13 protein-coding genes and 1 riboswitch are annotated in these 18,224 nt (G+C 62.7%); of the genes, 10 read left to right on the top strand and 3 right to left on the bottom strand.

Annotation, left to right across the window (positions count from 1 at the left end):
• Positions 1–52 precede the first annotated feature (52 nt).
• The 10 genes from IWY39_RS21750 (at position 53) to IWY39_RS21705 (ending at position 14,406) form a co-directional block, all read left to right on the top strand.
• Positions 53–790, top strand: coding sequence for an IclR family transcriptional regulator (locus IWY39_RS21750; protein WP_017182468.1), 738 nt, complete (start codon positions 53–55; stop codon positions 788–790).
• Between the two features lie 229 nt (positions 791–1,019).
• Positions 1,020–1,244: riboswitch (cobalamin riboswitch) on the top strand.
• A 380-nt stretch (positions 1,245–1,624) separates the two neighbouring features.
• The gene (locus IWY39_RS21745; protein ID WP_107125990.1) at positions 1,625–2,623 is read left to right on the top strand and encodes a DUF1852 domain-containing protein; all 999 of its coding nucleotides are present in this window, start codon (positions 1,625–1,627) and stop codon (positions 2,621–2,623) included.
• Positions 2,624–2,649: 26 nt separating this feature from the next.
• Positions 2,650–3,678: a methionine synthase gene (locus IWY39_RS21740; protein WP_107125940.1), complete on the top strand. Its 1,029-nt coding sequence runs from the start codon at positions 2,650–2,652 to the stop codon at positions 3,676–3,678.
• Positions 3,679–3,839: 161 nt separating this feature from the next.
• Entirely contained in the window at positions 3,840–6,524 is a 2,685-nt protein-coding gene (acnD, locus tag IWY39_RS21735) for a Fe/S-dependent 2-methylisocitrate dehydratase AcnD (protein ID WP_107125941.1), read from the top strand.
• Positions 6,524–7,711: a 2-methylaconitate cis-trans isomerase PrpF gene (prpF, locus tag IWY39_RS21730; RefSeq protein ID WP_107125942.1), complete on the top strand. Its 1,188-nt coding sequence runs from the start codon at positions 6,524–6,526 to the stop codon at positions 7,709–7,711. The genes acnD and prpF overlap by 1 nt, the downstream gene beginning before the upstream one ends.
• Positions 7,708–8,010, top strand: coding sequence for a hypothetical protein (locus IWY39_RS21725; protein ID WP_017182463.1), 303 nt, complete (start codon positions 7,708–7,710; stop codon positions 8,008–8,010). The genes prpF and IWY39_RS21725 overlap by 4 nt, the downstream gene beginning before the upstream one ends.
• The gene (prpC, locus tag IWY39_RS21720) at positions 8,007–9,164 is read left to right on the top strand and encodes a bifunctional 2-methylcitrate synthase/citrate synthase (protein ID WP_107125943.1); all 1,158 of its coding nucleotides are present in this window, start codon (positions 8,007–8,009) and stop codon (positions 9,162–9,164) included. Before IWY39_RS21725 ends, prpC begins: the two co-directional genes overlap by 4 nt.
• A gap of 11 nt (positions 9,165–9,175) precedes the next feature.
• On the top strand, positions 9,176–10,096 hold the full coding sequence (gene prpB / locus IWY39_RS21715) for a methylisocitrate lyase (RefSeq protein ID WP_107125944.1): 921 nt from the start codon (positions 9,176–9,178) through the stop codon (positions 10,094–10,096).
• Positions 10,097–10,205: 109 nt separating this feature from the next.
• A complete protein-coding gene (acnA, locus tag IWY39_RS21710) occupies positions 10,206–12,884 on the top strand; it encodes an aconitate hydratase AcnA (protein WP_107125945.1) in 2,679 nt (892 codons plus the stop codon).
• Positions 12,885–12,993: 109 nt separating this feature from the next.
• Entirely contained in the window at positions 12,994–14,406 is a 1,413-nt protein-coding gene (locus tag IWY39_RS21705) for a short-chain fatty acyl-CoA regulator family protein (RefSeq protein ID WP_107125946.1), read from the top strand.
• A gap of 92 nt (positions 14,407–14,498) precedes the next feature.
• Here IWY39_RS21705 and cobA read toward each other — a convergent pair whose 3' ends face one another.
• Genes cobA through nirD form a run of 3 tightly spaced genes read right to left on the bottom strand, consistent with a single transcriptional unit; the run spans position 14,499 to position 18,221 of the window.
• On the bottom strand, positions 14,499–15,290 hold the full coding sequence (gene cobA / locus IWY39_RS21700; protein WP_107125947.1) for a uroporphyrinogen-III C-methyltransferase: 792 nt from the start codon (positions 15,288–15,290) through the stop codon (positions 14,499–14,501).
• Positions 15,277–17,886, bottom strand: a complete 2,610-nt coding sequence (locus tag IWY39_RS21695) for a nitrate reductase (protein ID WP_107125948.1) — start codon at positions 17,884–17,886, stop codon at positions 15,277–15,279. Before IWY39_RS21695 ends, cobA begins: the two co-directional genes overlap by 14 nt.
• Complete coding sequence (nirD, locus tag IWY39_RS21690; protein ID WP_107125949.1) at positions 17,886–18,221, bottom strand: nitrite reductase small subunit NirD; 336 nt, start codon at positions 18,219–18,221, stop codon at positions 17,886–17,888. The genes IWY39_RS21695 and nirD overlap by 1 nt, the downstream gene beginning before the upstream one ends.
• Between the last annotated feature and the right edge of the window lie 3 nt (positions 18,222–18,224).

The raw sequence follows: 18,224 nt of genomic DNA, 5'->3' as shown, positions 1-18,224 counted from the left end.
AGCCTGATCCCTGCCCGTCCGCTACAGCAGTCGAAGTTTCAGAGGGATTGCGATGGCGACGGACTTCAAGGATCGACCGGCACTGGAAGGCGTAGCCGCCCTTGAACGAGGGCTGCTGCTGCTGACAAGCTTCAAACAGGGCGACGGCGTTCTTGGTCTTGCCGAGCTTGCCGAGCGCACTGGCTTGGTCAAAAGCACCATCATGCGCCTGGCCGTCTCGCTGGAACGCTATAATCTCCTGATCAGGATGCCCGACGGCCAGTATCAGTTGGGCAGCGAGGTGGCTCGGCTCAACTCGATCTTCAGGGAGGGCAACGATCTTGAAAAGCATGTCCAGCCGATTCTCGCCAAACTCGCCTTCGAAACCGAGGAAACAGCGACATTCTATGTGCGTCAGGGAGATGTGCGGCTTTGCCTGTTTCGGGTAAATTCTCCAAGCAATCTGCGGCTCGACGTCCAGCCAGGCACACAGCGGCCGCTCGATGGATCGGCATCCGCGCAGTTGCTGCTTTTGTTCGAGAACTGGCCGGAGGTTAAACCCGCACTACCGCCCCTGCCCATCTATACCTCTGGCGTTACGACGCCGCACGTTGCCTCGCTTTCGGTGCCGGTGATCGGCCATGGCGACCGGCTCGTAGGTGCGCTCAGTATCGCAGGGCCCGAAGTACGCCTGTCTGGGTCGCAAAAAAGACTGGCACTGCCTCTGCTACACGCGGGCCTCAACCTGTGCCGTTCCCTTGGGGGCAATGCCGAGGCGATCTATCGGGTGCCAATCGCGCTGGCGACATAGTCCAGAAGATCGGGCCGCTGTCATTCCATTGATCGGACTGATCACGTTAAGCTGGGCAGCCGCGCCACGATGGTCGGGGCGTGAGGGCCATCTTGCTGACTCCATTGATTCACAGGTTTGGCGACGGCTTCGGTGGAGCCGCCCGACTGCCGCCGAGGGCTGAACGCACAGCCGCCTGCGCTATATAAAGAAATCTTTATATAACTCTTGACAATTATGCTTGAATGGCGTCAAACGATCCTGTCAAGGTTCCCCACCTCAGGCATGACGGTGGGGCTAAGACGGGAAGCCGGTGGTGCCTTTTCGAGGCAGAGTCCGGCGCTGCCCCCGCAACTGTAAGCGGCGAGCGGCGGTTCCATTTCGCGTCACTGGGTTTTTGCAAGAAACCCGGGAAGGCCGGAACCACCGCGATGACCCGTAAGCCAGGAGACCTGCCTTCGGCGCCATAACTTTCCTCGGACGGGGGTTCCTCCGATGGATCGCGCTTGAAGCGTTGCCCGTGCCGTAAAGCACTTTCCGGGTAATTCATGCCTTGCGCGTTCTTCTTTGGCCCTTCCGCCCGGCAAATGCAGGTGATCGGTCAATGCTTCCAATCCTGTTCCGCTTCATTCGCTACCGACGAATGCGTCCGCGCGCCGTGCCATCAGGCTGACCCCTGACGGAAGCGGCGCGCCGCCAATCTCCCATCATTCAGCCCGCTAAAGACGGACGGCGTTCGCGCCGGACCGAAGGAGCCTTTGCATGCCCGTGACTTGCGCCAATCCTGCCCTTTCCCGCCACGACCACAGCACGCCGACCATCGCCACCGACAAGCAGCCATCAGGGCATCGGACCATGACAGGCGAGGATCTTACCTTTTCCATCACGCGCCTTCGCTTTGACGACGATTATCGCCCGTCGGATACCACGCGTATCACGACCAACTTCGCCAATCTGGCCAGAGGGAAGAACCGGCAGGAGAATCTGCGTGGCGTGCTGAAGATGATCGACAACCGTTTCAACGACCTAGCCGATTGGGATAATCCCGATGGGGATCGCTACGGCATGGAACTGGATATCATTTCCGTCGCGATGAGCCTTGCCGCTGCCAACGGCCTCACGGCGTTTCCCATCATCGAAATCCTGAACACCAGCATCATCGATCGCAAGACGGACAATCGCATTGCCGGCATCGTCGGAAACAACTTCTCATCCTACCTGCGCGACTATGATTTCAGCGTGCTGCTGGCGGCGCACAACCGGGACCGCGTCGGTTTCGACACGCCGGACGGCTTTGGTGATCTGCACGGCCGTCTGTTCCGCCATTTCGTGCAGTCCAATACGTACAAGGCCAATTTTTCCAAGCCTCCCGTCATCTGCCTGAGCGTATCCAGCAGCAAGACCTACCATCGCACGGAAAACCATCACCCCATTCTGGGCTTCGAATACCGGCAAAGTGAATTCTCGCCGACCGACGAATATTTCGCGAAGATGGGTCTTAAGGTCCGCTTTTTCATGCCACGGGGCAGCCGCTCGCCCATGGCCTTCTATTTCGCCGGGGATCTGCTCGGCGACTACAGCAACCTGGAACTGATCGGCACCATCAGCACGATGGAATCCTTTCAGAAGATCTACCGGCCCGAAATCTACAACGCCAATCGCACAGCGGGAACGCGCTTCCGGCCCAGCCTGACGCATCAGGACTTTTCGTCCACGCGCATTGACTACGACCGCGAGGAACGAAGCCGCCTGGGCATCGAGCAGGGCCGGTTCGCAGAAGAGAATTTCATCAAACCTTACGGCCAACTTCTCTCGCAATGGTCCGCCACACAAGCACCCAAGAACATGATCTGACCCAATAGAAGAAAAGGCCCTCCATCATGAATAGAATATTGCCCACATCGACCGCCGGCAGTCTGCCCAAGCCATCATGGCTTGCGGAGCCTGAGAAGCTTTGGTCACCCTGGAAGCTGAAGGGTGATGAATTGGCCGTCGCCAAGCAGGATGCCCTGCGCCTGGCCCTGGACGACCAGCGGCAGGCGGGGATCGACATCTTCGGCGATGGCGAACAGACCCGCCAGCATTTCGTCACGACCTTCATCGAGCATCTGAGCGGCGTCGATTTTGAAAAGCGCGAGACCGTCAGGATTCGCAATCGCTACGATGCCAGCGTGCCCACGGTCGTGGGCGCGGTCGCACGACCGAAGCCCGTTTTCGTCGACGATGCGACATATCTGCGCGCCCAGACCAGCCAGCCGATCAAGTGGACGCTGCCCGGCCCGATGACGATGATCGATACATTGTACGATGCCCATTATCGCAGCCGCGAGAAGCTGGCCTGGGAGTTCGCGACGCTCCTCAATCAGGAGGCAAAGGCGTTGGAAGCGGCGGGTGTCGATGTGATCCAGTTCGACGAACCAGCCTTTAACGTGTTCTTTGAAGAGGCGAACGACTGGGGAATCGCTACTCTGGAACGCGCGACCGAGGGGCTGACATGCGAAACGGCGGTCCACATCTGCTACGGCTACGGCATCAAGGCGAATACGGACTGGAAGAAGACGCTGGGATCGGAATGGCGGCAGTATGAGGAGACCTTCCCCAACCTGCAAAAGTCCAAGATCGACATCATCTCGCTGGAATGCCACCGCTCCCGCGTTCCGCTGGACCTGATCGAACTGATCCGGGGCAAGAAGGTGATGGTCGGCGCCATCGACGTGGCGAGCGATGCCATCGAGACCCCGGAGGAGGTGGCCGATACGCTGCGCAAGGCTCTCCAGTTCGTCGATGCCGACAAGCTCTATCCGTCGACCAATTGCGGGATGGCACCGCTGTCCCGGCAGGTGGCGCGCGGCAAGTTGAACGCCCTGGGCGCGGGCGCCGACATCGTCCGCCGGGAACTTGAGGGCTAATGCTCCGCTAGTCGACCGCACGCGCTTCGCATGGGGGTGCGGACGAGACGGGTCATGCGATGACCGCAATTCGCAAAATTCGCTGATTTGCAGAAATCCGTCCGCACCCCTTCGCCTTTTCAGCCATTTTCGAAAAGCCGCGCACGGCCGATAACGCCCCCATGGCGCAGGATGGAGCGCCCCGACCCGATCCTGATGTCGATACCCTGATGGAAGACCCAGCGCCGATGAACGATGCCTATCGCAAACCGCTGCCCGGCACCGCAGTCGACTATTTCGACACGCGCGCCGCGATCGAAGCGATCCGCCCCGGCGCTTATGCTGGCCTGCCTTATGTCTCGCGTGTGCTGGCAGAACAACTCGTCCGCCGCTGCGATCCTGCGCTGCTGACCGACGCGCTGACCCAGATCGTAGAACGCAGGCGCGATCTCGATTTTCCGTGGTATCCCGCGCGTGTCGTGTGCCACGACATTCTTGGCCAGACGGCGCTTGTCGATCTGGCAGGACTACGTGACGCGATCGCCGATCAGGGCGGCGATCCCGCCAAGGTCAACCCCGTGGTGCCGACCCAGTTGATCGTCGACCACTCGCTTGCGGTCGAATATGGCGGCTTCGACCCGCAGGCGTTCGACAAGAACCGCGCGATCGAGGAGCGCCGCAACGAGGATCGCTTCCACTTCATCGAATGGACCAAGAGCGCGTTCGAGAATGTCGACGTGATCCCGGCGGGTAACGGCATCATGCACCAGATCAACCTGGAAAAGATGTCGCCCGTCATCCAGCTGCGCGATGGCGTCGCCTTCCCGGATACGTGCGTGGGCACCGACAGCCACACTCCGCACGTCGACGCGCTGGGCGTCATCGCCATCGGCGTCGGCGGGCTGGAGGCCGAAACGGTCATGCTCGGCCGCGCCTCGATGATGCGCCTGCCCGATATTGTCGGCGTGCGCCTGACCGGCCGCCGCAAGCCGGGGATAACGGCCACTGACATCGTGCTCGCAATCACAGAATTCCTGCGTCAGAGCCGCGTCGTCGGCTCCTGGATCGAGTTCTTCGGCGAAGGCGCCGACGGCCTCTCAATCGGCGACCGCGCGACGATCTCCAACATGTGCCCCGAATATGGCGCCACTGCCGCGATGTTCCACATCGACAGCCAGACGATCGACTATTTGTTGCTGACCGGACGCGATGCAGCACATGTCCGCCTGGTCGAGGCTTACGCAAAGCACACCGGGCTGTGGGCCGATGATCTGCGCGCCGCCGAATATGAGCGCGTTCTGGAGTTCGACCTGTCCACCGTAGTACGCAACATGGCCGGTCCATCCAACCCGCACCGCCGCCTGCCGACGTCGGCGCTGGCAGAACGCGGCATCGCCGGCGATCTTGTAGAGGCCAAGGCGCAGGAGCGCGAGGGGCTGCTGCCAGACGGCGCCGTGATCATTGCTGCGATCACCAGTTGCACCAATACGTCGAACCCGCGCAACGTGGTCGCCGCCGGACTGGTCGCGAAAAAGGCGAATGCACTGGGCCTGGCGCGCAAGCCATGGGTCAAAACCTCCTTCGCGCCCGGTTCCAAGGTTGCGCGGCTCTATCTGGAAGAAGCCGGGCTGCTGCCCGAACTGGAAAAATTGGGGTTCGGCATCGTTGCCTATGCCTGCACCACCTGCAACGGCATGTCCGGCGCGCTCGATCCTGCGATCCAGAGCGAGATCATCGAGCGCGACCTCTACGCCACCGCCGTGCTGTCGGGGAACCGCAACTTCGACGGGCGCATCCATCCTTACGCCAGGCAGGCCTTTCTCGCGTCGCCGCCACTGGTGGTCGCTTATGCGATAGCGGGCACCATGCGCTTCGATATCGAAAATGATGTGCTCGGCGTGGCGGAGGGCAGAGACATCCGTCTGGCCGACTTGTGGCCGAGTGATGAGGAGATCGACGCCATCGTGGCAGCCTTTGTGAAGCCGCAGCAGTTTCGCGCAATCTACGATCCGATGTTTGCCCCGCGTAGCCGCGACAAGGCCAGCCCGCTCTACAACTGGCGACCGCAATCTACCTTTATCCGTCGCCCGCCCTATTGGGATACCGAAGGCGTGGGCGCGATGGCTGCCTTCCCGCGAACCTTGAAGGCCATGAGGCCGCTGGCGATCCTGCCCGACAATATTACCACCGACCATCTCTCGCCCTCCAATGCGATCCTCCCCAGTTCGGCAGCCGGCGAATATCTGGCGCGGATGGGGCTGCCGGAGGAAGACTTCAACTCTTACGCCACCCATCGCGGCGATCATTTGACCGCGATGCGCGCCACCTTCGCCAATCCGCAACTGGTCAATGAAATGGCCGTGGTCGATGGCGCGGTACAGAAAGGCTCGCTCGCCCGCGTAGAGCCAGAGGGCAAGGTCATCCGCATGTGGGAAGCCATCGAAACCTATCTGGATCGCCGTCAGCCCCTCATCATCATTGCCGGGGCAGATTATGGACAGGGCTCCTCGCGCGACTGGGCGGCCAAGGGCGTGCGGCTTGCGGGCGTGGAAGCCATCGTCGCTGAAGGGTTCGAACGCATCCACCGCACCAACCTCATCGGCATGGGCGTACTGCCGCTGGAGTTTCAGCCCGGCACCACCCGCCTGACGCTGGGCCTCGACGGCACCGAAACCTATGATGTGGAAGGCGAACGCTGCCCGCGCGCCACACTGACTCTGGTGATCCGCCATGCCGACGAAGCGATCACGCGCGTACCCGTGACCTGCCGCCTGGATACGGCTGAGGAAGTCTCGATCTATGAGGCAGGCGGGGTGCTGCAGCGTTTTGCCGCCGACTTCCTGGCTTGCGAAACGGCGACCGTCTGATGTCCCAGATCGCCATCCCCGCCACCTATATGCGCGGCGGCACCAGCAAGGGCGTATTCTTCCGTCTGGAAGATCTACCCGAAGCGGCCCGCATTCCCGGCCCGGTCCGCAACCGCCTGTTCCAGCGGGTGGTCGGCAGCCCCGACCCTTACGGCGCGCAAATCGACGGCATGGGCGGCGCGACGTCCAGCACCAGCAAGTGCGTCATCCTTTCGCCCAGCGCCCGCCCCGGCCATGACGTCGAATATCTCTACGGGCAGGTTTCCATCGATAGCGACTTTGTCGACTGGTCGGGCAATTGCGGCAATCTCTCGACTGCTGCCGGGGCGTTCGCGATCCATGCAGGCTATGTGGACGCCGGTTCGGATGGGGTGCGCACCGTGCGCATCTGGCAGGCCAATATCGGCAAGACCATTATCACTCATGTCCCGGTCAACGGCGGCGCGGTGCAGGAAACAGGCGAATTCACGCTGGACGGGGTGACCTTTCCCGCTGCCGAGATCGTGCTGGAATTTCTCGACCCTGCCGATGAGGGCGGCGCGATGTTCCCGACCGGCAATGTGGTGGACGATCTCGAAGTGCCTGACGAACTAGTCGCTGGCGGGCGGATCAGGGCCACGCTCATCGACGCGGGCATTCCAACGATCTTCGTCGATGCCAAGGATCTCGGCTATACCGGCACTGAACTGCGGGAAGCCGTAAACGGCGATGCGGCTGCACTCGCACGCTTCGAGGCACTGCGCACCATCGGCGCGCTCAAGCTGGGGCTGATCGGGACGCCAGAGGAGGCGGCGAAGCGCCAGCACACACCCAAGATCGCCTTCGTCGCCCCGCCCGTCGATCATCGCACGGCAAGCGGCCGACATGTGATGGCAGGAGAGATCGACTTACTGGTGCGGGCGCTCTCGATGGGCAAGCTGCACCATGCGATGATGGGCACCGCTTCGGTCGCGATCGCGGCGGCTGCCGCCGTGCCCGGAACCCTCGTGAATCTTGCGGCGGGTGGAGGAGAACGCAAAGCAGTCACGTTCGGCCATCCTTCCGGCAGCCTGCGCGTCGGAGCCGAGGCCGCGCTGGTGGACGGCAATTGGACCGTTACCAAGGCGATCATGAGCCGCAGCGCCCGCATCCTCATGGATGGTCGTGTGCGCGTGCCCGCCGCTATACTGGAAGGAGGACAGACATGATCTCCAACCGCCCGGAAAAGGGTCTCGACCTTTTCGGAGCCATGGTCAGCGCCGCCGCCGATCGCGCTTCCTCGCATCTGGTCGGCACGATCCGCTTTGCCAGATGCGAATCTGTCCAGCTCAACGAAGGCTTCGCCTCGCCCGGCGTCGATCTCGAAACCTGGTCGGTCAGCGCCGATCATCAGGCCATAATCGTCTCTGTATTCGCGACCGCGACACAGGACGGCGGCCGGACCATGGCCGCCAGTGGCCGCTTCACTTTCACCACGCTCACCCACAAACGGGACTATGCCGCATGAACGCCGAAACTGCCTTCAAACCCAAAAAATCGGTTGCGCTTTCGGGCATTGCCGCGGGCAACACCGCTTTGTGCACTGTCGGCAAGACCGGCAACGATCTGCATTATCGCGGCTACGACATTCTGGAATTCGCCGAGGGGGCCGAATTCGAGGAAATCGCTCACCTACTGGTCCATGGTGAACTGCCCACTGCACCGCAACTGGCCGCCTACAAGGCCAAGCTCAAGGGTCTGCGCGGGCTGCCCCATTCGGTGAAGTCAGCGCTCGAAGCTATTCCGGCCGCCGCGCATCCGATGGACGTGATGCGCTCTGGTGTTTCTGCCCTGGGATGCGTGCTGCCCGAAACGTACGACCACAACCAACCCGACGCGCGCGATGTCGCCGACCGGCTGATGGCCTCGCTCGGCTCCATCCTGCTCTATTGGTATCACTTTGCCCACCATGGCCGCCGCATTGAGGTAGAGACCGACGACGACAGCATCGGCGGGCATTTCCTTCATCTGCTGCATGGCAGGCCTGCCCCGCCACGCTGGGTACGCGCCATGCATACCTCTTTGATCCTCTATGCCGAGCATGAATTCAACGCCTCCACTTTCACAGCGCGCGTCATCGCCGGCACCGGGTCGGACATGTATTCATGCATCGCAGGCGCCATCGGCGCGCTGCGCGGGCCAAAGCATGGGGGGGCCAACGAAGTCGCCTACGAAATCCAGAAACGCTACGCGACCCCTGACGAGGCCGAAGCCGACATTCGGCGCCGGGTAGAGGCCAAGGAAGTGGTGATCGGCTTTGGCCACCCGGTCTACACGATTTCCGATCCGCGCAATGTCGTCATCAAGCGCGTCGCCAAGGCGCTGGCGGACGAGGCAGGCGCCCAGCGCCAATATGCCGTCGCCGAACGGATCGAGCGCGTGATGTGGGACGCCAAGGCCATGTTCCCCAATCTCGACTGGTTTTCGGCGGTATCCTACAATCTGATGGGCGTGCCAACTGCGATGTTCACGCCACTCTTTGTGATTGCCCGCACGTCGGGCTGGGCCGCGCATGTGATCGAGCAGCGCGTGGACAACAAGATCATCCGCCCATCGGCCAACTATACCGGCCCGGAAAACCTGCCTTTCGTGCCGCTCGCCCAGCGCAGCGAAGCAGCTTGAGGAGACACCCATTGCCCTACCTTCTCGCTGACGACCTTCCCACCGAATCCGCCGGCAAACGCTTCCGCGCCGCGTTGGCGCGTCCGGGCATCTATCGGCTGCCCGGCGCGCACAACGGCCAGGCCGCGATCCAGGCGCGCAACGCCGGGTTCGACGGGCTTTACCTGTCCGGCGCAGCGATGACCGCCTCTATGGGCCTGCCGGACCTTGGCATTATCACCGTGGATGAGGTGACATTCTTCATTCGCCAGATTGTGCGCTCTTCCGGGCTGCCGCTGCTGGTGGACGGAGACACCGGCTATGGCGAAGCACTTAATGTCATGCACATGGTCCGCTCTTTTGAGGAGGCGGGCGCAGGGGCGGTCCATCTGGAAGACCAGATCCTGCCCAAAAAGTGCGGACACCTCAACGGCAAGGCACTTGTCTCCCCTGTCGACATGGCCACCAAGGTCGCCGCCGCGAAAAAGGCAAGCCGCGACATCATGATCGTCGCGCGCACCGACGCCGCCGGGGTCGAGGGCTTCGATGCCGCTGTGGATCGCGCCAGGCTCTATGTCGATGCCGGAGCCGACGCGATCTTCCCCGAAGCACTGAACACTCGCGAAATGTTCGAAAAGTTCGCCGCAGCCCTCCCAACCATACCGCTCCTCGCCAACATGACCGAGTTCGGCAAGACCCCATTCTACACCGCCGATGAGTTCGAGGCGATGGGCTACAAGATGGTCATCTGGCCCGTCTCCTCGCTTCGTGTCGCCAACAAGGCGCAGAGCCTGCTCTATGCCGCGATTGCACGGGACGGCGGCGCGCACGCCATGGTCGATGCCATGCAAACCCGCGCCGAGCTTTACGAGACGATCGGCCTCCATGCTTACGAAGAACTCGACGCGTCGATCGTGAAGACGATCGTGCCCGAAGCGGTCCCGCAGACCTAGACGCCTTCTGCTTTCCAGTATCCCTGCGTGAGGGTGGTCTTCCATCTCGATGGATCGGAAGGTCGTCTTTCCATGCGCGTGCCAATCACGAGATTACAGGACCATCGCCATGACCGCCATAGGCCGCGACACCTTGGGCACCCGCACCACCCTGACCGTCGAGGCGCAGGATTATGCTTATTACAGCCTCCCCCGCGCAGCTGAGCGATTGGGCGACATCAGCCGCCTACCCTTCAGCCTCAAAGTGCTGCTTGAAAACCTCCTGCGCTTCGAGGACGGCGCTTCGGTCACGGTGGATGACATCCGCGCCTTCGTCGAATGGCAGCGGGACTATCGCTCCACGCGCGAGATCCAGTACCGTCCGGCCCGCGTGCTGATGCAGGACTTCACCGGGGTTCCGTGCATCGTCGATCTGGCCGCCATGCGCGACACCATGAACCGGTGGGGCGCCGATGCGTCGCGGATCAATCCTCAGATACCGATCCACCTGGTAATCGATCATAGCGTCATGGCAGATGAGGCCAGCACGGCAAATGCGTTCGATGCCAATGTCGCCATCGAATATGCGCGCAATGCCGAACGCTACGAATTCCTCAAATGGGGGGCGGCCACGCTCGACAATCTGAAGGTCGTGCCGCCGGGCACCGGCATCTGCCATCAGGTGAACCTGGAGCACATCGCCCAGACTGTCTGGACCAGCGCGGACGAAAGCGCTGCCATGATCGCCTATCCCGACACCTGCGTCGGCACGGACAGCCATACTACGATGGTCGGCGGCCTTGGCGTGCTGGGCTGGGGCGTGGGCGGGATAGAAGCCGAAGCCGCCATGCTGGGGCAGCCGGTGTCGATGCTCATTCCCGAGGTCGTCGGCTTCCGCCTGACAGGCGCGCTGACCGAGGGCGTGACCGCGACCGATCTGGTGCTCACCATCACCCAGATGCTGCGCGCGCATGGGGCGGTCGGGCGTTTCGTGGAGTTCTGTGGCGCCGGGCTCGACGCCCTACCGCTGGCGGACCGCGCGACCATCGCCAACATGGCCCCGGAATATGGCGCGACGTGCGGCTTCTTTCCGGTTGATCAAGCGACCATTGCCTATCTTCGCCTAACCGGGCGGGATGAAAGGCGGGTGGCGCTGGTCGAGGCCTATGCGAAGGCGCAGGGGATGTGGCGCGATGCGGCCGGCCCGGAGCCCGTTTTCACCGATCTGCTGGAGCTTGACCTGGCCTCGGTGCTTCCATCTGTTGCAGGCCCGCGCCGTCCGCAGGATCGCGTGCGGCTCAAGGATGTAGCCCAAGGCCTGCGCACCGAACTGGCAGGCGCCTACGGCAAGGCGGACGAACTGAACGCTCGCGTGCCGGTTAACGGCGCGGACTTCACGCTTGGCCATGGTGACATCGCCATCGCTGCGATCACCAGTTGCACCAACACCTCCAATCCTTCGGTACTCGTCGCGGCTGGTCTGGTCGCTCGCAAGGCACGGGCGCTGGGTCTGGTGCCTAAACCCTGGGTGCGTGCGACGCTCTCCCCCGGCAGCAAGGTGGTGACCGACTATCTCGTCCGCTCCGGCCTTCAGGAAGACCTTGACGCGCTGGGCTTCGCGCTGACCGGCTATGGTTGCATGACCTGCATTGGCAATTCCGGTTCGCTGGAAACGTCGATCAGCGAGGCGATCAACCGGAACGGCCTTGTCACTGCTGCCGTGCTATCGGGCAATCGCAACTTTGAAGGCCGCATTTTACCCGATGTTCGCGCCAACTATCTGGCCTCGCCGCCGCTGGTAGTCGCCTACGCCCTGCTGGGTAGCGTGTCGCGCGACATTAGCACCGAACCGCTCGGCAATGGCAGGGACGGACAGCCCGTATATCTACGCGACGTCTGGCCATCCAACGCCGAAATCGCCGCCACTATCGCCACTTCAATCGATCCTGAGATGTTCGCCGCCCGCTATGCCGATGTTTACGAAGGCGACGCGCGCTGGAGGGCGCTGGCGGTCAAGAAAGGTGCTACATATGAATGGCCGACGTCCTCCACCTACGTCGCGGAACCGCCCTTCTTCGAAGCCCTGGATCGTCAGCCTGCGCCGGTGACCGATATCATCGCGGCGCGGTGCCTCGCCATCTTCGGGGATTCGATCACCACAGATCATATCTCACCGGCAGGATCGATCAAAGCTTCCTCACCCGCAGGCCAATGGTTGCAGGAGCAACAGGTGCTTCCTGCAGATTTCAACAGCTATGGCTGCCGTCGCGGAAACCATGAGATCATGATGCGCGGCACCTTCGCCAATATCCGCATCCGCAACGAAATGATGGGCGGTATCGAGGGTGGCAACACGATGCTGAACGGCGAAAGTCTGCCGATTTATGAGGCTGCCATGCGGCACAAGGCGGCCGGGACGCCCCTGATCATTATGGCTGGCAAGGAATATGGCACCGGCTCATCCCGCGACTGGGCTGCGAAAGGAACTGCGCTACTTGGAATTCGCGCGGTCATCGCCGAGAGCTTCGAACGCATTCACCGCTCCAACCTTGTCGGCATGGGCGTCCTGCCGCTACAGTTTACCGATGGGATGACCCGCAATCGTTTCTTCCTACGTGGTGACGAGCGATTTACCATTACCGGCCTCGCCGGACTGCAGCCGCGCCAAATCGTGATGGTGGAAGGGGAATGGGCGGATGGCCTGCGCTTCAGCTTCAAGACGCTCTGCTGCATCGATACGACCGACGAGCTGGCTTACTACCTGAATGGTGGCATCCTGCCTTACGTGCTGCGCAATCTCGCGGCCTGAGCCTTTCGCAAACATTTCAGATTGCGACTAATGCAAAAATGCGCTGATATTCAACGATAACGAGATCGGGGCCTGAGAATTTGCAAATAATGCGAAGAGCGGCAGATTGATGCGCAAGGCATTTATGGGCGTGCGATTGCGGCGGCTGCGGGAGGAAAAGAAGCTCAAGCAGATCGAACTGGCACAAGCGCTCGGCATATCAGCCAGTTATCTCAACCAACTGGAACAGAATCAGCGGCCGCTGACCGTGCCGGTGCTGGTGAAGATCAACGCCATATTCGGTATCGATGTCCAGCTCTTCTCCGACGACGAGGAAGCGCGGCTCATTACCGACCTGCGCGACGCCCTGTCGGATGGGTCGGATACAATCTCGCTGGCCGAAGTGCGCGAACTGGCGATGAACATGCCCGCTGTTGGTCGCACGCTCATATCGCTGCATCGGCGCTATCGCGAAGCCTCGGAACGATCCGAGGCGATGGCCGCGCAGCTAGGGGACGAATGGGTCGCCGGCGGCCCGCCGCGCATGCCTTTCGAACAGGTGCGCGATTTCTTTTACGCCCGCCACAATCACGTCGAACCGCTGGATGAAGCGGCGGAACGGCTTTACCTGCAAGCCGGTCTGACACCGCGAACCATTCATAACGGCGTGATCGCGTGGCTCAAGGAGCGCCATGGCGTACACGTCCTGTGTGACGACAGCGATGCTGAGAACAACTGGACGCAGCGTCGCTACGATCCGTTGACCCGCACGCTCCATGTTTCGGCCAATCTGAATACGGGCCAGCAGACCTTCCAGATGGCCACGCAATTGGGCTTCCTAGAACTGGGCCAAGAGATCGACCGATTGGCAAATGATCCGGTTCTGACTGGAGAGGAAGCGCGCAGGATGGCGCGGATCGGTCTTGCCAACTATTTCGCAGGTGCGCTCATTCTGCCTTACGGCCCTTTTCTGGCGGCGGCGGAACAGGAGGCCTACGACATCGAGAAGCTCGGCCGCCGCTTTGGTGTCGGCTTCGAAACGGTTTGCCACCGCCTTTCCACGCTACAGCGCGCACAGGCACGCGGTGTGCCATTCTTTTTCATCCGGGTGGACCGGGCAGGGAATATCTCGAAACGACAGTCCGCGACCGATTTTCACTTTTCCCGCGTGGGCGGCACCTGCCCGCTGTGGAACGTCTATGAAGCTTTCGCACAACCCGGTCGAGTGCTGACCCAAGTGGCGCAGATGCCGGACGGGCGCACCTATCTATGGGTGGCCCGCACGGTGGGCAGCGGCAACGCGGGTTACACAGAGCCGAGCAAGACTTTCGCTGTTGGGCTTGGCTGCGATATTCGCCATGCCTCCCGTCTGATCTACGCGCGCGGGCTGGACCTTGCCGATCCCGCCATGGCGACGCAAATCGGTGCCGGTTGCAAGGTCTGCGAGCGGCCAAACTGCCTGCAACGCGCTTTCCCACCAATTGGTCGCCCCGTGACGGTGGACGAAAACCGTAGCTCAGCCGCGCCATATCCCGTGGACTAAGGCGCGGCACTCAAACAGTCTCAGCCACGCCAAACCGCCACCGGAACAGGTCGTCCGCACGCGGGATCGTACCAGCCCCTTGTGATAAGTCGTCAGGCGGGTAGCAGGGCGCGATTGCCCTGTGCTTCGGCGCGGCCATGATCCACGACCGCCTCGCCTATCAACAACAGGGTTGGCTCCCTGTCGCTGACGGCCTGAACCAGGAAGGCGAGCGCGGAGAGTTTGCCCCGGATGAGTCGCTCGGTCGGCAGGGAGACGTTGACTGCGACCATGACCGGCGTGTCAGGGTGCCGCCCCGCATCGATCAGATTACGGCTGATCTCGCTCGCCGCCGCGCGGCCCATGTAGATGCCAAGCGTCCCACTGCTCGCAAGCGCCGGCCAGTCAAGCGCGAGCGGCTCGCCGGCCATTAGATGGGCGGTCACCAGCGTCAACCCGCGCGCGACGCCGCGCAGCGTGAGTGACATATGGCCGCTCGCTGCCGCTGCGCTCGCCGTGGTGATGCCGGGGCAGATGTGGACGGGGATGCCTTCACGGCCCAGATGCGCCATTTCCTCAGCCGAACGGCCGAAGATGGACGGATCGCCACCCTTCAATCGGACCACGCGCCGCCCCGCCTTCGCCGCCGCGAGCAGGAGGTGGTTGATGCTTTCCTGTGCTTTGCTGTGGCGGCCCGACCGCTTGCCGACACCCACCCGTTCCACGCCTGGCGGGATCAGGCCAAGCACCCCCGGCCCTACCAATGCATCGTAAAAGACGATGTCGGCAGCAGCGATCAGCCGTTCGGCCTTGCGGGTCAGGAGGTCGGGATCGCCAGGCCCCGCCCCCACCAGCCACACCTGTCCGGGCGCTATCGGGGAATCCGGCAACTCATTCGGCTGCATGAAGCGTCTCCTGTTGTGCCTGCGCCAATATACTGGCCAGCGCGGGGCGGCATGACCCGCAATTGGTTCCTGCCCCCAAAGCTGCGCCGATCGCGGACACATCGACCAGACCCTGTTCACGAATGGCCGTGACAATCATGTTCAGGCCAATGTCGAAACAGACACAGATGATGGCTCCCTTGTCGGGCTGGTTCCCCGGCCCGCGCGCCGCCAGCACCGATACACCGACCCCCTCGACCGCCAGTTGCCCGATCAGCCAGTAGCGGCTCGGCAATATGCCGGTGCGCGTGACGATCAGCACGCCCGCCAGCCTGCCGTCGCGGATGATCGCGACGCGGCGAGTGCCGCGCGCCCGATCGATCGCCTCAACCCGGTCACCCTTGGGCAGGCAGGCTTCCAGCCGTGCCGGATCGCCATTGCCCGCCACTTCGTAGAGCGCGCCGCCCGGCACAGTGATGCGCGTCGCCCACAGGCATGGCACGCGGACGGCTTCGGCCCCGCGCAGGATCAGAAAACCCTTCCATTCGGTGACGAGCTTTTCGACCCGGACGGGGGTGGATTTGAACCCCGGCTGTCCCGAATGGGGATCGACCAGGGGGCGCGGCAGCAGGCCGGTGCGACCGCCGCTCGATTGCTGGTCGGTCCAGTGGATCGGCGTAAAGACTTCGCCGGGGCGCTGGCCATCGCTGATCCGCGCGCGGAACAGGCTTTCCCCCTGTGGCGTCGATACGCGGGACAGATCACCATCGGCTATGCCCAGCCGAGCGGCATCGTCCGCATGGATTTCGACCAGCGGTTCTTCCCGGTGTCGCGCAAGTTTGGGGCTTAGGCCGGTGCGGGTCATGCTGTGCCACTGATCGCGGTAGCGCCCGGTGTTGAGCGTCATCGGCCAGTCCCTAAGCGGACCCTGCAGGTCCATTTGCGTCACCGGCACCAGCCGCGCCTTGCCATCCGGGGTCGAAAAGCGCCCGTCGGCAAAGGGCGTGCCGCCCCAGCGGAAGGGTTCCATCGCATCATAGGCGTCATTGCCGATCGTCGCCTGCGCCCGCAGGTTCAGCAGCCGCGCGCCATCATTCTGATAGGCGGTCAGCCGGGCATGTTCGCGCCAGATTTCGGCGGGACGATCATAGGCGAAGGCGTTGCGCCAGCCCATCCGGCGGGCAACCTGCGTCACGATCCACCAATCGGGCCTGACCTCGCCGGGCAGCGGCATCAGCGCGCGCTGGCGGCTGATCGTGCGGTCGGAATTGGTGACAGTGCCATCCTTTTCACCCCAGGCCGCAGCAGGCAGGCGGACATGGGCGTGGATGGCGGTATCGGTGGTGGCCATCACGTCCGACACGACTAGGAACGGCACGGTTTCCAGCGCTTCGCGGACGCGATTGGCATCGGGCATCGAGACGGCAGGATTGGTCGCCATCACCCACAAAGCCTTGATCCGGCCTTCGTTGATGGCGCGGAACATGTCGACGGCCTTAAGCCCCGGCTTGGTCGCCATGGTCGGCGCGGCCCAGAAACGCCCGACCCGCGCAACATTATCCGGTGCGAAATCCATATGCGCCGCCAGCGTAGAGGCCAGCCCGCCGACTTCGCGCCCGCCCATGGCGTTGGGCTGGCCCGTGATCGAAAAGGGCGCAGCACCCGACTTGCCGATGCGGCCCGTCGCCAGATGCACGTTCAGGATGGCGTTGACCTGATCCGTGCCGCGGATCGACTGGTTGATCCCCTGGCTGAACAGAGTGACGGTGCGCGGCGTCGCGGCGAACAGCTCATAAAATTGCTGGAGCAGCGCAGGCGAGAGGTCACAGGCTTTCGCCGTGGTCCACAAGTCATGGCCGGTGCGAATATGATCCCAGAAATCGTCGGGCGCGCTGACGCTGTCGCGCAGAAAGCCCGCGTCAATCAGCTTTGCCTGATCCATCCAGGCCAGCAGCCCGTTCATCAAAGCGACGTCGCTGCCGGGCCTCAACGCCAGATGCAGGTCCGCGCCCTCGCAGCTTTCGGTGCGGCGCGGGTCTATCACCACCAGTTTCGTGCCGCGCGCGGCGCGGGCGGCCTGTATCCGCTGATAGACGATCGGGTGGCACCAGGCGGTGTTGGACCCGATGAGGACGATCAGGTCGGCTTTGTCCAGATCATCATAGCTGGCGGGCACCACATCTTCGCCGAAGGCCCGGTTGTGGCCCGCCACCGCGCTCGACATGCACAACCGGCTGTTGGTGTCGATATTGGCCGATCCGATAAAGCCCTTCATCAGCTTGTTGGCGACATAATAATCTTCGGTCAATATCTGGCCGGAGACATAGAAGGCGACGCTGTCCGGCCCATGTCTGGCGATCGTGTCGCGGAACCGCTTGGCGACCAGATCCAGCGCCTTGTCCCAACTGGCCCGCCGGTCGCCGATCATCGGATGGAGCAGGCGGCCTTCAAGGCCGACCGTCTCGCCCAGATGCGTGCCCTTGGAACAAAGCTTGCCGCCATTGGCCGGATGCGCCTCATCCCCCCTGATCGTTACGGCGCGGCCGCCGGTCGGCGTCGCTGCGATGCCGCAGCCGACGCCGCAATAGGCGCAGGTGGTGCGGATCGCCTGGCGCATCAGGCAGCCACCTTCGTCATTTCGGGCTGCGCGATCCATATACGGCCATCCTCCTGCTTCACCGCGATCGTCGGGGTGCAGCCTTTATCCTCGCCCTGCGCCTCGCCGCTTTTCAGCACGATGTTCCAGTTATGCAGCGGGCAGGCGACGCTATGGCCATGAACGATACCCTGGCTCAGCGGCCCCTTTTTGTGCGGGCATTCATTGACCAGCGCAAAAATCTGGTCGTCGCCGGTGCGGAATACGGCAATTTCTTTCTCGCCACCGATGTGAACGGTGCGGGCACCGCGCGGCGGAATGTCGGCCAGCGTGCCGATGTCGATCCAGTCGGTCATATG

The organism is Sphingobium sp. JAI105, assembly GCF_015752145.1.
Lineage (GTDB): Bacteria > Pseudomonadota > Alphaproteobacteria > Sphingomonadales > Sphingomonadaceae > Sphingobium > Sphingobium xenophagum.
Note: the sequence above shows the minus strand (reverse complement) of the source record. Positions and strands in the feature narration are given on the sequence as shown.